Annotated in this window: 22 protein-coding genes; 9 read left to right on the forward strand and 13 right to left on the reverse strand. The window is 47.5% G+C overall.

Translation table 11 applies throughout. The annotated features are described in order from the left end of the window. Positions 1 to 5: 5 nt before the first annotated feature. Positions 6 to 3,134: an efflux RND transporter permease subunit gene (locus MHN31_RS06970; RefSeq protein WP_138536968.1), complete on the reverse strand. Its 3,129-nt coding sequence runs from the start codon at positions 3,132 to 3,134 to the stop codon at positions 6 to 8. Further along, positions 3,131 to 4,222, reverse strand: coding sequence for an efflux RND transporter periplasmic adaptor subunit (locus MHN31_RS06975; protein WP_239443870.1), 1,092 nt, complete (start codon positions 4,220 to 4,222; stop codon positions 3,131 to 3,133). The genes MHN31_RS06970 and MHN31_RS06975 overlap by 4 nt, the downstream gene beginning before the upstream one ends. Before the next feature lie 77 nt (positions 4,223 to 4,299). Here MHN31_RS06975 and MHN31_RS06980 point away from each other — a divergent pair, with 77 nt between their 5' ends. Then, positions 4,300 to 4,602: a hypothetical protein gene (locus MHN31_RS06980; RefSeq protein ID WP_239443871.1), complete on the forward strand. Its 303-nt coding sequence runs from the start codon at positions 4,300 to 4,302 to the stop codon at positions 4,600 to 4,602. A gap of 4 nt (positions 4,603 to 4,606) precedes the next feature. Here MHN31_RS06980 and MHN31_RS06985 read toward each other — a convergent pair whose 3' ends face one another. From MHN31_RS06985 to MHN31_RS07000, 4 genes are all read right to left on the reverse strand, one after another. Beyond that, the gene (locus MHN31_RS06985; RefSeq protein ID WP_239443872.1) at positions 4,607 to 5,314 is read right to left on the reverse strand and encodes an SDR family NAD(P)-dependent oxidoreductase; all 708 of its coding nucleotides are present in this window, start codon (positions 5,312 to 5,314) and stop codon (positions 4,607 to 4,609) included. 696 nt (positions 5,315 to 6,010) lie between these two features. After that, positions 6,011 to 6,343, reverse strand: coding sequence for a DUF3325 domain-containing protein (locus tag MHN31_RS06990; protein ID WP_239443873.1), 333 nt, complete (start codon positions 6,341 to 6,343; stop codon positions 6,011 to 6,013). After that, positions 6,340 to 7,902 carry a PepSY-associated TM helix domain-containing protein gene (locus tag MHN31_RS06995; protein WP_239443874.1) on the reverse strand — a complete coding sequence of 521 codons (1,563 nt, stop codon included), beginning with the start codon at positions 7,900 to 7,902 and terminating at the stop codon, positions 6,340 to 6,342. The genes MHN31_RS06990 and MHN31_RS06995 overlap by 4 nt, the downstream gene beginning before the upstream one ends. Positions 7,903 to 7,904: 2 nt before the next feature. Further along, positions 7,905 to 8,201 (reverse strand): hypothetical protein, encoded by a 297-nt coding sequence (locus tag MHN31_RS07000; RefSeq protein ID WP_125560314.1) that lies wholly within the window; start codon positions 8,199 to 8,201, stop codon positions 7,905 to 7,907. 231 nt (positions 8,202 to 8,432) lie between these two features. Here MHN31_RS07000 and MHN31_RS07005 point away from each other — a divergent pair, with 231 nt between their 5' ends. From MHN31_RS07005 to MHN31_RS07025, 5 genes are all read left to right on the forward strand, one after another. After that, complete coding sequence (locus MHN31_RS07005) at positions 8,433 to 9,002, forward strand: uracil-DNA glycosylase family protein (protein ID WP_125560316.1); 570 nt, start codon at positions 8,433 to 8,435, stop codon at positions 9,000 to 9,002. Positions 9,003 to 9,161: 159 nt separating this feature from the next. Beyond that, positions 9,162 to 9,527, forward strand: a complete 366-nt coding sequence (locus MHN31_RS07010) for a hypothetical protein (protein ID WP_125560318.1) — start codon at positions 9,162 to 9,164, stop codon at positions 9,525 to 9,527. Positions 9,528 to 9,657: 130 nt separating this feature from the next. Further along, on the forward strand, positions 9,658 to 9,948 hold the full coding sequence (locus MHN31_RS07015; RefSeq protein ID WP_125560320.1) for a YciI family protein: 291 nt from the start codon (positions 9,658 to 9,660) through the stop codon (positions 9,946 to 9,948). Positions 9,949 to 10,201: 253 nt separating this feature from the next. Continuing rightward, the gene (locus MHN31_RS07020) at positions 10,202 to 11,005 is read left to right on the forward strand and encodes an SDR family oxidoreductase (RefSeq protein WP_239443875.1); all 804 of its coding nucleotides are present in this window, start codon (positions 10,202 to 10,204) and stop codon (positions 11,003 to 11,005) included. 106 nt (positions 11,006 to 11,111) lie between these two features. After that, on the forward strand, positions 11,112 to 11,600 hold the full coding sequence (locus tag MHN31_RS07025; RefSeq protein ID WP_125560325.1) for a DUF2314 domain-containing protein: 489 nt from the start codon (positions 11,112 to 11,114) through the stop codon (positions 11,598 to 11,600). Between the two features lie 175 nt (positions 11,601 to 11,775). Here MHN31_RS07025 and MHN31_RS07030 read toward each other — a convergent pair whose 3' ends face one another. Beyond that, a complete protein-coding gene (locus MHN31_RS07030; RefSeq protein ID WP_049865601.1) occupies positions 11,776 to 12,258 on the reverse strand; it encodes a GNAT family N-acetyltransferase in 483 nt (160 codons plus the stop codon). Positions 12,259 to 12,359: 101 nt separating this feature from the next. Here MHN31_RS07030 and MHN31_RS07035 point away from each other — a divergent pair, with 101 nt between their 5' ends. Next, positions 12,360 to 13,289 (forward strand): LysR family transcriptional regulator, encoded by a 930-nt coding sequence (locus MHN31_RS07035; protein ID WP_138536977.1) that lies wholly within the window; start codon positions 12,360 to 12,362, stop codon positions 13,287 to 13,289. 84 nt (positions 13,290 to 13,373) lie between these two features. Here MHN31_RS07035 and MHN31_RS07040 read toward each other — a convergent pair whose 3' ends face one another. Then, a complete protein-coding gene (locus tag MHN31_RS07040; RefSeq protein WP_239443876.1) occupies positions 13,374 to 14,309 on the reverse strand; it encodes a LysR family transcriptional regulator in 936 nt (311 codons plus the stop codon). Between the two features lie 141 nt (positions 14,310 to 14,450). Here MHN31_RS07040 and MHN31_RS07045 point away from each other — a divergent pair, with 141 nt between their 5' ends. Then, on the forward strand, positions 14,451 to 15,074 hold the full coding sequence (locus MHN31_RS07045; RefSeq protein WP_239443877.1) for an NAD(P)H-dependent oxidoreductase: 624 nt from the start codon (positions 14,451 to 14,453) through the stop codon (positions 15,072 to 15,074). A 68-nt stretch (positions 15,075 to 15,142) separates the two neighbouring features. Here MHN31_RS07045 and def read toward each other — a convergent pair whose 3' ends face one another. From def to MHN31_RS07060, 3 genes are all read right to left on the reverse strand, one after another. After that, a complete protein-coding gene (gene def / locus MHN31_RS07050) occupies positions 15,143 to 15,658 on the reverse strand; it encodes a peptide deformylase (protein WP_239443878.1) in 516 nt (171 codons plus the stop codon). Between the two features lie 81 nt (positions 15,659 to 15,739). Next, on the reverse strand, positions 15,740 to 16,708 hold the full coding sequence (locus tag MHN31_RS07055) for a helix-turn-helix domain-containing protein (RefSeq protein ID WP_239443879.1): 969 nt from the start codon (positions 16,706 to 16,708) through the stop codon (positions 15,740 to 15,742). Between the two features lie 20 nt (positions 16,709 to 16,728). Continuing rightward, entirely contained in the window at positions 16,729 to 17,274 is a 546-nt protein-coding gene (locus tag MHN31_RS07060) for an isochorismatase family protein (RefSeq protein ID WP_239443880.1), read from the reverse strand. A 234-nt stretch (positions 17,275 to 17,508) separates the two neighbouring features. On the opposite strand from MHN31_RS07060, the gene MHN31_RS07065 reads away from it, so the two are divergent. Next, positions 17,509 to 17,694, forward strand: coding sequence for a hypothetical protein (locus MHN31_RS07065; protein ID WP_010384442.1), 186 nt, complete (start codon positions 17,509 to 17,511; stop codon positions 17,692 to 17,694). Positions 17,695 to 17,950: 256 nt separating this feature from the next. On the opposite strand, the gene MHN31_RS07070 is transcribed toward MHN31_RS07065, so the two are convergent. Both MHN31_RS07070 and MHN31_RS07075 read right to left on the reverse strand, forming a co-directional pair. Continuing rightward, on the reverse strand, positions 17,951 to 18,550 hold the full coding sequence (locus tag MHN31_RS07070; RefSeq protein WP_125560339.1) for an SCO family protein: 600 nt from the start codon (positions 18,548 to 18,550) through the stop codon (positions 17,951 to 17,953). Then, the gene (locus MHN31_RS07075) at positions 18,543 to 18,944 is read right to left on the reverse strand and encodes a hypothetical protein (RefSeq protein ID WP_125560341.1); all 402 of its coding nucleotides are present in this window, start codon (positions 18,942 to 18,944) and stop codon (positions 18,543 to 18,545) included. The genes MHN31_RS07070 and MHN31_RS07075 overlap by 8 nt, the downstream gene beginning before the upstream one ends.

The following is an 18,944-nucleotide window of genomic DNA, read 5'->3' on the forward strand; positions in this document are numbered from 1 at the left end:
TGTTTTTAGGCTGGCTTTTCATCCTTAATCACCGCCACCAGGAGTGCCGGCAAAAAGGTCAGGCTGAGCAGCGTTGAAACCAAAATACCACTGAGTACGATAATCCCTACGCCACGATACAGCTCGGTACCCTCACCCGGTATAAGCACCAGAGGCGCAAGACCAAAGATGGTGGTGGTGGTTGACATCAGTATTGGCCTCAGACGTTTTGCAACAGCCTGCTGAACCGCTTCTTTGACCTTCAGCCCCTGCTCCAAGACGTAGCGTCGAGTCTGATCAACAATCAGGATTGGGTTGTTCACCACAGTGCCCAGCAAGATCAAAAAGCCCAACATAGTGATCATGTCAAATGGCTGGTGGAAGGCACTTAGCCCCATTGCTGACAAGGTGCTGTTAATGCCATTGACTGTCACTAACCCTAACAATCCCCCGGCCATACCCAGAGGCACAGTGGCCAGAATAAACAGCGGATAGCGCCAATGTGTGAAAATAGCCACGAGCAGCAGGTAGCTCAGCACCAGCGCAATGACAAAGTTACCAGAGAGTGATGACTTGGTTGCTTCCAGCTGGTCCGCTGCGCCACTGATATTAACCTTAATACCCTGAGCAATCTTGCCCTGCTGCCAGAGGTTAGGCAATAGTTGTTGACGTACTATCTGCTCGGCGGTTTCCAGTGCGACGTCTCTCGGTGGAATGATGTAAACAGTGACGGTTCGGTTGCCATCAACGCGGCGCACCGAATTACTGTTTTTACTTTCTACCAGATCGGCCAGCGCGTTAAGCGGCAGTACTTGTCCGTTAGGTGTGATGATCGGGGTTGTTGACAGTTGCTCTATGGTCTGGCGATTGCCTGCGCCACTGAACAGGAACATGTCGACCTTATCATCGTTGAGGATGAACTCATCAACATACGCACCATCACTCATCGCGGCCACCGCATAACCAAAGTCGCGGTTATCGAGCTCCAGTTCTGCCAGACGTGCCCAGCGGGGCTGGATCTCTATCAGTGGTTGGTCGAGCGTCAGCGATCTTGGGTCTGAGTTAATTTGTGGCTTATCGAACAGCTTGTCTGCTTCTGCATATACCGCTTCTGCGGCGCTGTATAGATCCGTGATATTTGCACCGGCAATATCCACTGCCACGGCTCGTGTACCACCGTCATTGCTGGAAATGATAGACCCTCTGGCCGAGAAAGCGCGCATGCCCTCGTAGCTTCTGAACTTGTCTGTGATGGCACTCATCATCTGATTAATGTGTTCCGGCTCTACCGGTGCACTTAAGAACCAGATCCGTCCAACCGATACTGACATGGCGTAGTATTCAAGCGGTGGCATTTCTGTATTACCTGCCAGAAAATCACTGCTATCTGCCTGCACATAATCATCAAAATAGGCGCGCAGTTCAGTACCAATTTTTTCCATCTCAGTCAGATTATAGTTGGGCGGCGCAATCATCATAGAAAAGGCTTTGGGCTCCTCCCCTTCTGGCAGATATTCTGCTGCCGGCATCAGCGTGGTCGCCAGGCCCATGATCACGATAATGAAAGCGGCACTGGCAATGCGTGCCTGGGTGGTGGTGCGGGTAAACAGTTGCGACAGCTTGAGCCAGTAGCTGCCCAGTTCAACCTGACGCTTTTCTTCCAGGTCCTGCTTTTTGCCAAAATTTGCTAGTGCGACGGGCACCACAAAAATGGCGACAAGCATAGAGGCAATGATGGCACCTGAAATGGCAATCGCAATGTCTGAGTAGAGTTGTCCGGCTTCTTGTTGCACAAATAAAATAGGCGCGAATACCAGCACTGTGGTGGCAGTTGATGCCAATACCGCAGGCCAGACTTCTTTTACGCCATTAATCGCGGCTAAGCGTCGGCTGATCCCCTCGCGTTTGGCCTGAACGATAGATTCTAACACCACGATGGTGTTGTCTACTGTCATCCCGATGGCAAAGGCAACACCGGCCAGAGAGATCACATTGATGGTACGGCCAAAGCTCATCAGGGCAAAAAATGCAGCGATGGTACATAATGGGATCCCCATAACACCAACCAGGGTTGCCCGTCCTGATCGCAAGAAGAAGTACATGACCAAAGTAGCCAGTAATGCACCCAGCGCCAGGTTGGTCCAAACGTTTTCAAGTGAGCTTTTCACATAGCGCACATCGTCACTAAGCAAGGTCAGTTCGAGGCCATTTTGTGCCAGTAATTGTTGGTTAATCTCTGCAACGACCGGGAGCATTTGTTCTTTGATGTCGAGTACATTTGAGCCACTCTCACGACGCACCGACAGGCGCAAAGTACGCTCGCCATTGGAATAAGACACACCGCGGGTTTCGAAGTGATCGAGCGTTACATTGGCAACATCTTTAAGCAATACATTGGCGTTGCCGTCGCGTTTTATGATTAGGTTTTCCAGTTCACTCAGCTGCTCAAAGCGGCCAATGACGCGCAGCAGATAACGGCTTTCACCACTTTCTATGTCACCACCTGAAGTATCCCGGTTACGGTCGCGGATCACGGTTCTGACATCGCTCAGGCTTATACCACGCTGAGCCAGACGTGCAGCATCAACCTTAATCTGGATCTGTCGTTGTGCACCGCCACCAATACGCACCTCGGAGACGCCTGTGACACTTTCCATGCGTGGCCGAATATAATCCTCAGCGTAATCTCGCAGCAAGTCCATGTCTAGCTGTAGTGGGTTCCCTGGCTGTGGTTTGAGCAGGAAAAACATAAAGGCATTGCTGGAAAAGGAGCTGGAAAATAGTCTTGGCTGGTCGACGTTTTCCGGATAGGCGGGCACCTGGCTGAGCGCATTGTTTACCCGAATAAGGGCGTCATTGACCTCAACACCAAAAGGGAATTCCAGCTCTATAGTCGCTTCGCCCATTTCGGCAAACGAGATCATACGTTGCAGATTTGGTAAACTGCGCAGATAACGCTCCTGCTCTATCAGGATCTCTTTTTCCACATCTTGTGGTGTTGCACCAGGCCAGCCCGTTTGTACGGTAATCGTTCTGACTTCCAGGTCCGGGATCATCTGCACGGGGATGTTGAGCGCTGAAACCAGGCCCAAAATGGTAGTGATCAGCACCACCACGGCCACCAAAGTGCCGCGTTTTACCGCTGATTCTATCATTGTAGGTTACCTGCCCTGGCGCTTATCTGAAGTTGTGTGCCTTCTTTTAACAGCTCAATGCCTGTGGTGATCACTGACTCACTGCCTGTCAGGCCAGTCACGGCAACATAGTTTGGTCGTGTTGCTGTGATGGTAACCATTTTACGTTTCGCCGTATTGTTATCGGCAATAAACACGCTGCTGCCGCCATCCGGATGCTGCTTTACCGCCTTTTTAGGGATCCATACCGCACCGTCTTGTGCGTTCAGCAACAGATCCGCCTGGGCGGACATACCCGGGGTAAATTGAGCATGGACCGCCATGGTATCGGTCAAATCTATATGTGCTGTAAAGGTTCTGCTGGACGGATTTGTAACAGCAACGATGCGGCTGATCTGTGCCTTGATGGGTTTAGCTGCGTTGATATCGGGCGTGACCATAACCGGAAGATTAGGTGTTGAGCGCAACAGTGGGAAGTACTCCTGTGGCACATTAACTACTATACGTAAGTCCGATTCTGCGACCAGAGTAAAGAGTTGATTACCCGGTGTGACCCACTCTCCCATGTCCACGGAGCGTTGTCCAATCACGCCTGTAAAGGGGGCATACAGGGTGTGACGATTGAGTCTTTCCTGGGCCAGAGCCACCAGGGCTTGCTGTTTTATTTCTTCCGCTTTGGCATTGGCCAGAGCAGCGGTACGCTCGCCAATCAGCGTTTGTGCAACACTTTGTTTTTTAGAAAGGGCTTCCACTTCATCGAGTAGTCGCTGTGCTTCCTGAACCGAAATTTTTGCCGCTTGTGCTCCTGCTCTGGCCTGCGCCAGGTTCAGTTCGGCCAGTGTGGCATCCAGTTTCAACAGTGGTTCGCCCTGAGTGACGTTGTCACCCACGTCAACGAGTAAAGTTTGCACCAACCCAGATTCCTGGCTGGCCAGTTGTGCATGGTGTCTGGCTTCTACAGAGCCGCTGAGGGTCATCACCCTAGGTTGCTTTGTTGCACTGGGTGTGTAAACCTCAACTTGTGTGGTTTGCGCTGCGCCCGTGTGGCTGTATAACAACACGGTGGTGAGCAGTATAACGCTTGCGATAACGCGTGCGGAAATATGCATATAAGCCTCTAATGATAATAGTTTTCATTTAATTCTATGGGTCTTTTAACCAACAAGCATGTGATTTGCGATTAAACATGAGATTTTTGCTATTTATGGGCTTACTGGCCTCCTTTGCGGGTTTGGCAGGTATGGCAGACTGCTCCGATGCTGATAAACGGTTTGTCCATGAGCAGGTCAGTAGCCCTACATTTGAAGAAACAAAAACAAACAGAATGTATAAAGTGAAGCATGAACAAGTGTGTGTTGTAGGTAATGCATTGGCGACTGACGGCATGCGTTATTTTTTGTATAAGATTGGGCCCTCTGTTCGTTATATCGCTGTGCATAACGGGCTTAACGGACACGTGCAGATGCACGGCCCGCTTAGACCTGAGTGATCTATTACCAGGTAATTGCAGATCCATCATAGCTATAAAATCCCCCGGTGTCTGATGCCTGTTTGCTCTGTATCAGATCAGTCAGGCTCTGTGCTACAAAATCGGCAGAAAAAAGCTTGCCGGGTGGCACATTTTTCTGAAAAGGCATGGATAAGGCGGTGTCGGTTGTACCTGGATGAAAAGCCAGGACACAGCAGTTAGGTAGTTTATAACGCCATTCAATACTGACGGTTTTGATCGCCATGTTCAGCGCCGCTTTGGCACTGCGGTAACTGATCCATCCACCCAGCTGATTATCTGAGATACTACCTATGCGGGCTGACAGAGAAACAAAGTAAGTCGGGTGTTTTGCTTTCAGTGCCTTTGCAAAGTGCTTAGCCAATAACAGTGTTGGGAGCGTATTGGCTTTGAGGTTGTCGTTAAAAAAGTCAGGGTCAAATTCCTGAATAGACTTCTCTGGGAGCTTATCAGGAGTGTGCAGCAGTCCGGTGGCATTAATGAGTACATCGACCTTAGACAGTTGCGCAGCCAAAGCCCTGACGCTTTCTTCCTGGCTCGCATCGAGGTGGAGCCATTGGACGTTTTGCGGTGATATTTCGGGTCTGGAGGTTTGGTAGGTCGCGTATATGTGGGCTTCGGGTTGCTCACTGGCATAGCGATTAACCAGTGCCTGTCCGATACCGCCTGAACCGCCTACAATCAATATGATCATGTGCTTTCCCCTGCGCTGACTATTTTAATTTGTTGTCTTTATTAAACGGACACTCCTGTGGATTGGATCTATACAGTGAGATCGGGTTTTTACCAACTCAGCCAGTATGACAGGCATCGGTAAGCCCAATGAGTCGACAGATCGTTATTTTACTAACTGATGCATTCTGCTGGATCACGTATTAACTAACATTATCGTCATCCAGATCAAAGTATTACTAACCTAATCCGGTTCAGATCACGAATTTACTAACTCTAAAAGCATTTGGCAGGTTTTTGGTCAACGGATCAGTATTGTTTCCTGCAGTGACTATTTTTAGGTGGGCAGATGGCGAATAAATCAGGTTTTTGGTGACTATAGATCATATTTTTACTAACTACCTGGTAAAGCGATCAGCACTGAGATCAGTAATTTACTAACTGCTTTTGTTCCTGGATCGTATTTTTACCAACTAAGAAGCGTCATTTTGAGTCAGAGATCATCATTTTACTAACGTTCGACATGCATAGCGTCACTCAGAGCGGGTTTTTTACTAAGATCCGGGTGTATCAAAGTGGATGAGAGCAGCTCAGGAGGGATTTTTGAGCAAGTTGGTAATTTTTTGCTCCAACGGGCTGGAAAATTGACTGAGTTGTTGTATCTATCTGTTTGATTTATAGCATGAGTAGGGGCTGAACTAGGTTCAGCCCCTGGTTTTTATAACGTGGCAAGCACAGCCATAATGAGTGTGGCTGCAGGGAGTAGGTAAAATAGTGATCTTATCCAGCCTGGTCGGAAGGACAGCATGACCGCCATCAGTAAAACGGCGAGGGCCATCTGGCCGCAGAACATCAGGCTGCCGTATCCAACGGCCTGGCTGATATCGATAACCAGAGTTAGTAAAAGCATGATCCAGGCTGAAAGTAGATATCTTTTACTCTGGATCTGGTCGGGCCTTGCCCCAAACACCGCTTTGTAGTGCGGTGTCTTAGCCAGCGCAAAGGCCGTGAAGCTTGAGAGACATAACAAGGTCGCTATCAGATACATCATGCAGCACGCTCCTTGCGGGCGCGCAGTGGCTGAGCTGATTGAATCTTTTTACTCTGCCAGAAAAATACGCCTGCGGCTAACAGAGCCAGTATATCGAACATAGCCAATGACCACTGACCATTGCTTATGTAACTGATTAAATTGCCGTGTGTTGTAAGAGCATTGCACAAGGGCAGCATGAGCCAGGCAAAGGTATTGGCAAGTGCCAGAGTATGCCAGCCTTGAGTATTTCGCCACTTAGCGGCAAACAGCGTTGCAGCAGCCCAGATCAGGAAAAATGCCAGTACTTCCTGATCGGCACGACCATTGTTACCGACAGGCAGGAGCCGATTGGCGTAGAAGAATGCCGCTGTAGCCAGTGGCAGGCCCATGATGGCTGCCAGGTTGAGCGACTCGACCAACTTGAGACCAAAACTGGCTGGCTGAGTGGGTTTTTGTCGCTCTCGGATCCGTTTGGCCCACATAACACAGCCACTGGCAATCATAGCGCAGCCTGCCAGGCCACAAAGAAAGTACAACCAACGCAAGCCGGGAGATGCCAGACGTCCGGTATGCATGGCAATCATACCGCCATATAATTGAGCCGCAGTACTGTTTTCAAGGTGCACAGTGTTCAGGAGTTCACCCGTTTTGCCTGAATATAACCAGACTGCTTGCTCGTCTTTTATTTCACTGCGGTTCGCACCGTAAATTTTCATTACTGCCGCTGCATCCTGAGGGTGATCTATGATGATGCGAGAAATAGGTTGCTCTGGCCAGTTAGTAAAAAAGTGATCTAACGACTGTGAAAAAGCCGGATCGGTCAGTGTCTGGTTGCTCAGCTGAGGGCGCTGTCGTTCCGGGTAAAATTCTTTTCTGAACTCTTTAACCCCATCGTCATACACAGTTTGCGCCGGATACGGGAAAAGCGTAAAAATAAGTGTGATCAGCCCTGTGTAGGTGATCATCAGATGAAATGGCAAAGCCAGTACTGAGCTCAGGTTATGTCCATCGAGCCAACTGCGACTGCCCTTGCCCGCTCTGAATTGGAACATATCCTTGAAAATACGTTTGTGGATCACAATGCCTGAGACCAGAGCAACCAACATAAACAGGCTGGCCAGACACACTATCCAGCGCGCGGTGGTACGGTCCATATAATGTAAGTCAAAATGCAGACGATAAAAGAAGCTCCCGCCTTTTGACTCCCTCGGAGTCACGGGAATTTTGCTATCGGCCGCCAGGTTATGGCTGACCCAACTGGCTTTTTCGCCCGGCTCAGCATAGGGCAGGTGCGAGACGCGCAGTAGCGAGTTGCGCTCAGACGGCAAGCTGATCCACCATCGTGCTGCGTCAGGCGCTTCTGAGTTCAGGCGTTCAAAGCCGTAGTCCAGTAGCGCTTGTTGTGAACTCTGAACTTCAATGCTGTGGGGGTGTAGCTCAGGTTTGCTCCACAGGGTAATTTCCTGGCGGAAAAAGCTTAGCGTACCCGCAAAAAACACCAGCCACAACAGCCAGCAAAAAAGTAATCCGACCCAGGTATGGAGCCAGGTCATAGAACGAAAAAAACTGTCTTTCATTATTATCCTCTTAATATCAGGATCAGCAGCCATTGCACTGTTGCGAGCAGCAGTAAACCACCACAGAGGAAGCGAAGCGATTTTGTTGCGAATACAGCGATAAAAATAAGGCAGTGAATGACTACACTCAGACACACGCTGAATAACACGGCATCAACTTTGGAGACAGGCAGCAACAAACTCATTAGGCTGATAGAAAGCGCGGTGCATGCATACCCCCCGAAAATAGCGAGTGCAAACCGGGTAACAACATTTATGCGATAGGCTGTAAAGTAAGCAAAGTAAGGCGATAGCGACATACTTGTTCTTTGATCAAAAATAGGGAGGCGAATTATCACTGAATCGCGCTATAAATAACAGTAATTATCATTAGCAAATGCGTTAAATGTACAAATATTAATGCCAAAAGGAATATCAAATTCCTGTTGAGTTAAACCCTGGGTAATTAGTGAGCACGCGCCTGCACCCTTTTATTGGGCTAAGACTGATATACTTATTAGGGGTTATCGCGTTGTGAGGAGAATTTAAACATGGATATCATTGAGCGTGTCCGGCAATGCACTTTGTGTCGGGGACAGTTGCCTTTTGAACCGAAGCCGGTGATCCAGGGATTGCCTGCGGCGAAAATTCTGATCGCTGGTCAGGCTCCTAGTTTGAGTGTACAAAGAACGGGAAAACCATTTAACGATGCCAGTGGTAAACGGCTCAGAGAATGGTTAGGGGTCACTGAGGCTCAGTTTTATGATCCGGCCTTATTCGCGATTGTACCTATGGCGTTTTGTTATCCCGGTAAGGGCAAATCAGGCGATTTACCTCCCCCCAAAATCTGTGCCCAGACATGGCGGGCCCCTTTGCTTGAGGTGTTTAATAACATTGAGTTAACTATTTTAATTGGTCAATATGCACAAAGCTATCATATCGCTGAGTTTGTTAGTGTGTCTCAGGCTGTGACTGAATGGCGCACAGCTTTGCCCGGGCAAATTGCACTGCCGCATCCCAGTCCACGTAACCAATTATGGGTCCGAAAACGCCCCTGGTTTGAAGCTGAGGTGTTACCCGCATTAAGAACCCGAGTTCGGGAGGTGTTGTTGTCTTTTTAAACAGTCGAAACCCAGCGTTTATATGCCCTGAGACAGCATTATGTAAATAATTGGAAAATGAATTAACTCATATGGGTTGCTATTTGGTACTGTATCGCTCATAATTTGGGGTGAGTTAGAATTACAAATTTTAACAAATTACATTCAAAGGATTTGAACATGTTATATCGAATTTCCGGTTGGTCAGCTATCGTTCTTTCCCTGCTGGCGTTATATCCAAGCTATCAAACGGGTGCTCTGTCTGTTATCGGATTCTACCTCGGTTTATTCGCACTGATCCTCTCTTCTTTTGCAAGTCATACCGGAAACCTCTTTTATTATCGCAGCGTATTTGTACTTTCTGTGTTAAATGTTTTCTTTGTAAATGATGGCACATGTGTGATGTTATTAGCTGAGAATAATGACTGGGTATATATAGGATCTATGTATGGCATCTTTATTGTTATAAGCAGTATATGTGGCTTTTTGGTCAATAAAGACAGCTTTTTGGTCAATATGGCGCCTAAAGTCAAACGTGTGCGGTAACGTGTACACTAACGCATGTAATGATTACTTAATACAGCGCTGGTTTACAAAACGATTGAGGACTTATACACTTGTGGTGGTTTTTAAAACAACTGCATTGATAATATGAATGCGCAAGGAGCGGTGGAGAGTGTTTGTCGTAAATATCACGTACACCGTTGAACTAGAAGAAGTTGATGCGCATTTACCTGCCCACGTTCAGTTTTTGCAGCAATATTATCAGCAAGGTGTTTTTTTAGCGTCTGGCAGAAAGGTTCCCAGAACAGGGGGAATGATTTTCGCTACCGCAAAAAACCAAACCGAGTTAGAAGCAATTCTACACAACGACCCTTTTTATCTCGCCGGACTGGCGAATTACGAGATCACAGAAATTGAAGTAAGCAAGACTGCCAGTGGTTTATCACAACTGCTAACCCTTTGAATCAGCATTTATGTAGTGCTGAATACACCCTATGACTGAACGTTCTATCAGGACGTACATTTGTGGTGGTATAGCAGAGTGGCCACACGCCAGTTTTGATGCTTTGATATCAATTCAAGCTTACGTATTTTCCTACTCTGCATGGTATCGTTGCGGCTTTTTTTGCCAGCCTGGCTCTGACTGCGTTTTGGTTATTCTGTTTATAGCTACCACTTTGCTGCAATTTAACAGATTGCTATAAATGGAGAATATTATGCCCAGACTAAATAATAAAATTGCCCTGATCACAGGTGCTGCACGTGGCATTGGTGCTGCGGTTGCCACATGCTTTATTAAGCAAGGAGCCACGGTGATCATCACAGATAAAAATGCTGAAGAGGCACAAAAACTATGTGACACACTCGGTGAGCGTGCGCATTTCCATCTGCTCGATGTGTCTGAGGAGTCACATTGGCAAGCAGCTGAAGGTTTTGTGCGAGCCCGGTTCGGTCGACTGGATATTTTGGTTAACAATGCCGGTATAACAGGGTTTCTGGAAACTGCGGGCCCTCATGACCCTGAGCACTTAGATTTAGCGAGTTGGCATACTGTGCAACGCACCAACAGTGATGGCGTTGCGCTTGGCTGTAAATATGGGATCCGGCTTATGAAGGCTTCTCAGGCTGCCAGTATCGTCAATATCTCCTCGCGTTCCGGTTTGGTTGGGATCCCGGCCGCAGCAGCTTATGCAGCGAGTAAGGCCGCTGTACGTAATCACAGTAAATCAGTGGCCCTGTACTGTGCTCAACAAGGCTATCCTATTCGTTGTAACTCTGTGCACCCGGGTGCCATTTTAACGCCTATGTGGGATGCCATGTTAGGTGAAGGAGAAGCTCGGGATGCGGCAATTGCCGGTATTGCTGCCGATATTCCGCTTGGACACATGGGAAATGCTATGGATGTGGCCTATGCGGTGCTTTATCTGGCGTCTGATGAGTCTGCCTATGTGACAGGGATCGAGCTGAATATTGATGGTGGGATCCTGGCTGGCAGCAGCGCCGCGCCTAAATCAAATTAAGCCATATCAAACCAGGCCGGTATAATCTTGATACCGGCTTTTGTCCGGCTAATTAGTTTGCTAAGCTCAATTCAACAGATGTCGCAATCACAAGGAGTTTGAGCCTATGTATTGGGGTTTAGTTGTTGTCTTTATTGTGTTGGCCTTTTGGCTTCACAACCGTTATAGCTCCAGCTCTGAGGATTACCCCGCGCTGGAGACTGACCCAAATGATCCTTTGCTGCTCCAGGCTGTGGCAGATGCCAAAGCGTCATTAGATGAATTCAAATCCCTGTATCGCCAATTTCCCAAAGATGCCTTCGTGAAACTCGACTTTGAAAGTGACTGTGGTGTCTCTGAGCACCTTGGTGCGCACGTTGAGGGGATAAAAGGTGATGAGATCAGTGTTTTTTTAGTCACGCCACCGGTCACGCATCAAGGTAAACTTGCGCATAACTACACCTGCCACTTCGATGACATTGAGGACTGGCAGATCACAGACAAAGACGGCAACATTTATGGCGGATTCACGCAGCGCGCCATGTTTGCGATCGCTGAACGTGAAGGCGTTGAACTGCCCCGTGAACTTCAGGAAATGCAGGGCAAATACGTTTAACTTTGCGCCATGGCTTTTTGGCTGCGCATTTGGCTAGGTCACTCAAAAAGAGACTCTTCTTCATGACACTGCTGCCCGCAGGCGCCCTTTACATGAATGATGGCGATGGTAATAAGCGCTGTTAACTTATTTGATGCAGTTAAACCGAGAGCAGGGCGCATTTTTGTGTCTTGAGTTAAGGTTGTTCGGCAAACGCTCTGAGTTCATCACCTGTCAGGCGATAAATGATCCATTCGTCCTGCGGTTTGGCGCCAATGCTGTTGTAGAAATCGATCGCTGGCTTGTTCCAATCGAGCACTACCCATTCAAAACGGCCACAGTCTTTTTCGATGGCCAGTTGAGCCAGAAACTTCATTAATGCTTTACCTGCGCCCTGCCCGCGCTGATCTTGAGCAACATACAGATCTTCCAGATACAGACCGTATTTACCAAGCCAGGTCGAATAATTAAAGAAATACACGGCAAAACCGATGGCCTCGCCCTCTTGTTCGCAGATCAGGGCGTGAGCGCGTACATCATCGCCAAATAGTTTTTGCTCAATATCCGCGACTGTATTGAGTACTGCGTCTGGCTCTTTCTCATAGATGGCTAATTCATTGATAAAATGCAATATTGTTGCTGCATCGTCTTTTTGTGCGTGGCGGATCGTGATACTCATCGGCTGTTTCTTTCCAAAGTTGACATGATGGTTACTCAGTGTAAGCTCAATTCATAAATGAATAAAGTGCATAGATTGCAACTGCTAAATGTATATTATTAATGAAACACTTGCCTAATCTGGATCTTAATCTGCTTAAACTGTTTGCTGCTTTGTATCAGAATGGCTCGGTTACGCTCTCTGCTGAGCAGCTGAATCTCAGTCAGTCTGCATGTAGCCACGCACTGACCCGGCTCCGCGAGCGCCTGGGTGATGAACTGTTTGTGCGGGTGAATAATCGCATGCTGGCAACCGCGCATGCACATCGGCTGGCAAAGACCGTGTTACCGGCTTTGCAGATGCTGGAAGGAGGGTTGCAAGAGGCTAGTCCGTTTGATGCAAATGAACCTCATACACTCACGATAGCGGTGACCGATTACACAGCCTGGTGTCTGCGACCTTTTGTGACTCATTTGGTTGGCTTGTTTGACAATCTGGATATCCGCTTTGTCCAGCTGGAGGAACGTATAGCAGAGCAGGCTCTGAAAGAAGGTAGCCTGGATTTGGTATGTGGATTTGCGCATCAGCAGGAATTCTCGGAGGGCCTGACCCAGCTTAGCTGGTTTGAAGATGCTTACGTGACAGTATGTTGTCAGTCTCACCCATACAAACAACAATTAGATTTGAGTACCTTTATAGCATATCCGCACATATTGATTGCGCCATGGAATGAGCGTCGGGGGATAGTCGATAAAGCATTGGCAAAAATTAAGAAATCCAGAACCATCGCAGTGACAACCCCACATGTGTTGGTGGCGCCAACGTTGCTACCAGAGAGTGATATGTTGCTGACTATGCCCAGGCGTTATGCCTTGCAGGTGTGTGACAGATTGAACCTTCAGTTACAGCCGCCACCGCTCCCGGTGCCTGACTATCAGTTAAAGTTGTACTGGCACCGGACGCGCAAGCGCGATCCTAAAATTGGCTGGTTTATTACTCAGTTCTGTGACTTTCATGAGCTAGACCATGATGAAACCAAGTTAGTAAAATAGTGATCTGTTAGCTGACGCCGCAAATACCGGTGTGCTCACTGAGGCATATAATTTAGTTTATATAATTCAATGTGTTAATTCAGATCAGAATTTTACCATATCGGCAGCATGAGTACGCATATAGTCACATATAAAGTCGACGCTGAGTTTTATATTCGGTAGCTGGTACTTGGCGTGTTGATATACCAGGTTTATTTCAACTGTGTGTATCTTACCAGGCGACAACTTATGGTGCTGTGCAACGGGCATTACCTGGTTTTTTAGATGTGCGGGGAGCAGCCAGTCGGGGGCCAGCAACAGGCCTTCGCCGTGAGCAAGCGCATCCAGTAAAGTTGCACTGTCATTGCTGATCAGAACTGGTTGACTAGACACAGGCTGCCAGTCGCCTTGCTCGTGTGCCCACCATGGGACGAGGGCTGTTTTACTGCGAAACATGATGGCCGGACAGCGACAGAGTTGCTCGATAGACCAGTTGGTGGTGCCAAATTGTGTATTTAGTCGATCAGCCAGTTGGGTGTGCGCCCACAGTGTAAAACCACTGCGAATAAGCGGTTTGGCGATAAGACGGGTATCGTCAACCGGTCCACCCCTGATCGCCAGATCGACAGAGTCTTGCCCGAAGAGTGCATATTCATTGGTGTAGTCGAGGTCTAGCAAAATATTTGGAAATTGCTGGCGAAAACGCCGAAACAAGGGTACCAGCAGCGCTTTCGACAGGCCGGGAGGCGCACTGACTTTTAGCGTACCACTCGGATTATCAAAGCTTTGTGAGATCAGTTCATCGGCGTAAGTTAGCTTACTGAGGATCTCACCAATATGTTGATAGTAGATCTGCCCTAACTCTGTAATACTGACGTGGCGAGTCGTTCGTTTGATCAGTTCGATCCCCAGTGACGCTTCCAGATCTTTAATTCGTCTTGATACAGAAGAAGCGGGCACCGAAAACTCCTCGGCAACAGCGCTGAAACTATTTAATTCAACAACACGCTTAAAATAGCGCAGTGCTCTGAGCTTATCCATTGTGATCCAAGATGCTTTTCTCTCAGACAATCTAGTTTATTTTTGTCTAAAAGACAAAACTGATTTGTGGCTGATACACTTTTTCGTAAGCCATCTTCGCGCAATAATATCTGAAATTTTCAGAGATACTTAGTTATTACTATGACAAAACAAGTGCTTATTATCAAATCGAGCCCGGCAAACGAATTTTCTGTATCCAGTGAGATCACTGATTATTTGCAATCACAATTGCAAAATAAGAATGAAAGCCTGGCTTTCACAGTACGCGATTTGAGCCAGACGCCTGCACCAGTTTATGATAATCAAATCCTCAATAGCTTTTATGGTGATCAGGATGCACTCACGGCAGAGCAAACTGCGGTTGCACAACCATCATTGCTTTATATCGATGAACTAAAACAGGCTGATATTATTGTCTTTGCGTCTCCTATGCATAACTTCAGTGTGACGAGTTTGATGAAAAATTACATCGATCAGATCTGTCGTTTTGGTTTGACCTTTTCTTATTCAGAGCAGGGTCCGAAGGGGTTATTGGAGGGTAAACAGGCCGTCATTATTGCCAGTGCGGGAGCTGATATGTCGATGCCAGAAATGCATGCCATGGATTTTCAGGTACCCTATCTCAAACAGGTGCTTGGCTTTATTGGTATTGCAGACATTGATGTGATCACCGCATATGGGATCAGCATGCCACACATTGGCAGTGAAGTGGCGACCAGGCAAGCGAAAGCTCAGGTGGATCACTGGGTGAATGCTGTCGCCTGAGTCCATATAAGCCAGCAATAATTATGTTAAATTAAACCTAGCTGGCTAATATCTGAGCATAGCTTAGTTTAAGCGCTTTGTTTGCTTTGCGCTTTGACGTATTTTTTTACTTTTTTCATGGCCATTTGGCGTTTGAGTGGCGACAGATAATCGATAAACAAGTTGCCCGACAAGTGATCGATTTCGTGCTGCATAACAATGGCCAGAAACTCATCGCTTTGCACTGTAACGGACTCTCCATTGCGGTCAAGTGCTGAGACTGTAACCTCAGTGTAGCGTTCAACATTGGCAAAATAATCAGGTACAGATAAGCACCCCTCCTGCCCCATTGCTTTGTTACTGCCACTTATTACTTCAGGATTGACGAGGATCAGTGGATCGTTGCGTTCGTCTGATATGTCAATGATCACAATCGCTTCTTCGCGGCCAACCTGAGTTGCTGCCAGTCCAATACCGTTGCTGGTTGCGTACAAGGTGTCGAGCATGTCGTCAATCAGGGTTTGAACTGACGCGATGTCGGTTACCGGTTTAGCTGCTACGCGTAATCTGGGATCAGGTGTGGTTAGAATTTCTAAAATTGCCATCTTATTATTGTTATATCTCTATGAAAAATAGCAGTTTAATACTTAATACAAGGTAAAGCTAGAGAAACGCAAGCGTATCGCTCACTGTTGATGGGCCTGGCGGTATTGCGAGGGAGATAGCGTTTCAAACTGGTTCCAGATACGACGAAAATGACGAGCACTGCTGTAGCCACAGGCATCAGCGATGGCCTCTATTTGGATATTACTCCTCGACAGGAGCGTTTTGGCATGAGCAACTTTAATAGCACTCACATATTCGCCAGGCGTGATCCCGAGATTTTGCTTGAACAACCTGCTCAGCTGGCGAACTGACAGATTGGCCGCATTTGCCAGAGTTTGCAGGCTGTGCGGATTATCTACCTGATTGCACACTAAATCTTGCACCTGATGCAAGGCTCGGTGCATATGGTTGCGATGACAAAGCCAGGGGCTAAGCTGAGGATCTTGTCCATTGCGACGAAAGTACACCAGCATCTCTTTGGCAACCCGGGCTGCAATGTGTTCACCGAATAACACTGAGACAAAGTGTAGTGTCATATCGATACCGGAACTGATGCCTGCACTACTGAATAGCTTACCATCCTGGACAAAAATACGATTGTCAGCAACTTTACTGGCTCTAAATGTGCTGCGAAAGCGCTCAATGAGCGCAAAGTGTGTGGTGCAGGCTTTATTTTCCATTAATCCGGCTTTGGCTGCCAGTACTGCCCCTGAGCAGATGGATAAGATATATGGGTCATATCTGGCCTGTGCCTTTAGCCATTGCTGGGTGCGTAAACCAGCCGGATTGTTATAGGTTGCAAAGGCGTCATTGCAGCCCGGTAATATGACCACGTCGGTTGCATCCAGCTTAGCAGGTAAGGGCTTGAGTTGATGCAATCTCAGGCCACCATCCATAATTTGCGTGTCTTCGGCACTGACATAATGTATGTCGATGGCCTGTCCTGCGCGCTGTGCCTCAAGCAACACTTGTAACGGTCCTGCCAGATCAAGGGGTAAGGTGTCATTGAGCAGTACAAAATAAAATTGTCTGGGTGTTGGCATGGTCATGTGTGTTTTTCCCGGTGGTTTTATGCCAGGTAGTCGCGTGTTCGATGAACGGTTGCAAACCGCTCTGCCAGTACCAGCTCTGTCCGGGTCTTTATGGCTTGTGCACTAAACTGTTTTCCACTGGGTTGATGTTGCATATCAAAGGTTAACGTGGCGTCAGTCACAAATTCAACGTCAAATCCCAGATCGCTGGCTATACGTGCCGTTGTTTCGCAGCACTGTTCTGTTCGAATACCTGAAATTACGACGCAGTCTATCTTAGCGCGCTTCAGCCATGTAGCCAATCCCGTATCGGTAAAGGCATTATGTACCGATTTATAAAAAGTTTTATCAAACTGAGTATCCAAAAATGCCATAGGTTTGACAAATCCCGACGCCGGGTTGAAGGGGCTGTCTGCAACATCTTCCCGACTATGAAGAATTTTGACTACTTTCCACTGGTTGCGCTGGAATGCCCCAATCAGCTGGGTCAAATTATGTTGAAAGTCGGGGATATCACGCACAGACCAGTAAGGGGTGTGATAGAAGGAATCCTGAGTGTCGATAACGAGTAGTGCTTTATTCATAAGTTGTTTTCCGTTTGTATATTGAGTGTGTTTGTTGAGATTAGTGTAGGGGCATTAGGGGCAGGAAAAGAGACGAATTATAGACATAGATAGGACCTATCTGGCCTTTAGTTGGAGGGGGGTCAGCTCAGGGGGCTGAACAAAAAAACAGTCTAGAGTTGACAGGTGTTTAAAATGTATATACGTTGTATATACATAGGGGCTTTTGAGATGCCCTCTTGCAGGAAGCAAAACATGGCGAACAACAAAGATGCACAATTGATTGTGCGTATTAATAAAGCGCAAAGAGATGAGTTTGTTGCCTTGTGCAATGAGCTGGACACGTCTTCTTCCCGCGAAATTAGAAAGTTTATTAAGCGGTTTGTGAAAAAACACAAGCCAGAGCAAGAGAAACCGGTCAAAGGAGATCAGGATGGCTAAGAAAGTTGATGTTAAAAAGCTAAAGAAAGAAGTACAGAAACGTACTGGTAAAATCGCAAAACATGAAGCGAAAATCAAAAAGCTGAAAAAAGCGATCAAAAAAGCGAATTAATCGCGTGAAAAGGCAACCACAGGTTGCCTTTTTCTTTGCCGTACTTTTTTGTAAAGCCCCTTTACACGCAGACATCCTCATTGGTAATCACTTGATGTAAATAGTCCTCTCAAGCCCTCGTTGATAATCAATAAAGTTAACTTCCTACTGGTTTATGAAGCTGTTAAGTTGCTGAGCGAGTTCAGTCAGATCAGTATCTATATTAAAACGTCCGCGCAGTTTGCCCTCTGGACCAATTAAATAAAGCATGGTGGAATGGGCAACCTGGTAATTGTCCGGCTTTGCGGTAACCTGAAATTGCGCCCCGAGACTGCGAGCCAGTAATTTCAGTTGTTCTCGGTGACCCGTAACCCCCATAAAGGAGTGACTAAAATAGCGTACATATTTATTGAGCGTAGGTGTTGAGTCTCGCTTCGGGTCGACGGATACAAACACATACGCAAATGTTCCTTCGGTGGAGCGTGTTGTTAAGTGTGTTTCCAGAGCTGCTAGCCGGGAAAGTGCCGTTGGGCAAATATCCGGACAGTGTGTGAACCCGAACATGACGATTGTCCATTGCCCAAGTAGTGCGTGCTGATCAAACGTGCCTTGTACACTGTGCAACTCAAAGGCGCTCAAGTGTCTCTCTGTTTTTTGCATGACTGGCTGCGTGACGACAGATTGAGCTGGTTGGGCGACCGGGAGCAGCATACCCAAGCCTAAGCCGATAAACAGCGTCGATAGGACTGCGTACTTGCTATGCATCAATTTGCTCCTTTTTTACCTGCCAGCACAGCCACAGTCCCAGCAAGGCGGGCAAGGTGACGCCCGCAAAATCAATGAGCAGAAAAATGGGCCCGCAGATCCCGACCAGCACTTCCCAAAAGTGAAATAACGCATGACAGCTTAACCACAAGGTAGGAAACAGCCATATCTGAAAACGGTAGCGAGTATAAAAAGCGCCGTAGCTAAATGCCCCGCCAATCAGCATATACAACATACCGATATCGCGAATAAAATGCTGATTATAAAAGCCCCGATCAGGCACACCGGGCACACTCCAATACCACTGCTGCGGGTAGAAGAGCATAAACACGCCATTTGCCAGCGCCGCCAGCCCCAGCAAGACAGCAATGGATGTGGTGATTTTCCCGCTCAT

It is taken from the genome of Pseudoalteromonas sp. McH1-42 (assembly GCF_022347845.1).
Taxonomy (GTDB): Bacteria; Pseudomonadota; Gammaproteobacteria; order Enterobacterales; family Alteromonadaceae; genus Pseudoalteromonas; species Pseudoalteromonas rubra_D.

What these genes read in the sequence shown, in the direction of transcription:
- MHN31_RS06970 (WP_138536968.1), bottom strand. Translation starts at nt 3,134, where the DNA reads ATGATAGAATCAGCGGTAAAACGCGGCACTTTGGTGGCCGTGGTGGTG.
- MHN31_RS06975 (WP_239443870.1), bottom strand. Translation starts at nt 4,222, where the DNA reads ATGCATATTTCCGCACGCGTTATCGCAAGCGTTATACTGCTCACCACC.
- MHN31_RS06980 (WP_239443871.1), top strand. Translation starts at nt 4,300, where the DNA reads ATGAGATTTTTGCTATTTATGGGCTTACTGGCCTCCTTTGCGGGTTTG.
- MHN31_RS06985 (WP_239443872.1), bottom strand. Translation starts at nt 5,314, where the DNA reads ATGATCATATTGATTGTAGGCGGTTCAGGCGGTATCGGACAGGCACTG.
- MHN31_RS06990 (WP_239443873.1), bottom strand. Translation starts at nt 6,343, where the DNA reads ATGATGTATCTGATAGCGACCTTGTTATGTCTCTCAAGCTTCACGGCC.
- MHN31_RS06995 (WP_239443874.1), bottom strand. Translation starts at nt 7,902, where the DNA reads ATGAAAGACAGTTTTTTTCGTTCTATGACCTGGCTCCATACCTGGGTC.
- MHN31_RS07000 (WP_125560314.1), bottom strand. Translation starts at nt 8,201, where the DNA reads ATGTCGCTATCGCCTTACTTTGCTTACTTTACAGCCTATCGCATAAAT.
- MHN31_RS07005 (WP_125560316.1), top strand. Translation starts at nt 8,433, where the DNA reads ATGGATATCATTGAGCGTGTCCGGCAATGCACTTTGTGTCGGGGACAG.
- MHN31_RS07010 (WP_125560318.1), top strand. Translation starts at nt 9,162, where the DNA reads ATGTTATATCGAATTTCCGGTTGGTCAGCTATCGTTCTTTCCCTGCTG.
- MHN31_RS07020 (WP_239443875.1), top strand. Translation starts at nt 10,202, where the DNA reads ATGCCCAGACTAAATAATAAAATTGCCCTGATCACAGGTGCTGCACGT.
- MHN31_RS07025 (WP_125560325.1), top strand. Translation starts at nt 11,112, where the DNA reads ATGTATTGGGGTTTAGTTGTTGTCTTTATTGTGTTGGCCTTTTGGCTT.
- MHN31_RS07030 (WP_049865601.1), bottom strand. Translation starts at nt 12,258, where the DNA reads ATGAGTATCACGATCCGCCACGCACAAAAAGACGATGCAGCAACAATA.
- MHN31_RS07035 (WP_138536977.1), top strand. Translation starts at nt 12,360, where the DNA reads ATGAAACACTTGCCTAATCTGGATCTTAATCTGCTTAAACTGTTTGCT.
- MHN31_RS07040 (WP_239443876.1), bottom strand. Translation starts at nt 14,309, where the DNA reads ATGGATAAGCTCAGAGCACTGCGCTATTTTAAGCGTGTTGTTGAATTA.
- MHN31_RS07045 (WP_239443877.1), top strand. Translation starts at nt 14,451, where the DNA reads ATGACAAAACAAGTGCTTATTATCAAATCGAGCCCGGCAAACGAATTT.
- def (WP_239443878.1), bottom strand. Translation starts at nt 15,658, where the DNA reads ATGGCAATTTTAGAAATTCTAACCACACCTGATCCCAGATTACGCGTA.
- MHN31_RS07055 (WP_239443879.1), bottom strand. Translation starts at nt 16,708, where the DNA reads ATGACCATGCCAACACCCAGACAATTTTATTTTGTACTGCTCAATGAC.
- MHN31_RS07060 (WP_239443880.1), bottom strand. Translation starts at nt 17,274, where the DNA reads ATGAATAAAGCACTACTCGTTATCGACACTCAGGATTCCTTCTATCAC.
- MHN31_RS07065 (WP_010384442.1), top strand. Translation starts at nt 17,509, where the DNA reads ATGGCGAACAACAAAGATGCACAATTGATTGTGCGTATTAATAAAGCG.
- MHN31_RS07070 (WP_125560339.1), bottom strand. Translation starts at nt 18,550, where the DNA reads ATGCATAGCAAGTACGCAGTCCTATCGACGCTGTTTATCGGCTTAGGC.
- MHN31_RS07075 (WP_125560341.1), bottom strand. Translation starts at nt 18,944, where the DNA reads ATGAGCGGGAAAATCACCACATCCATTGCTGTCTTGCTGGGGCTGGCG.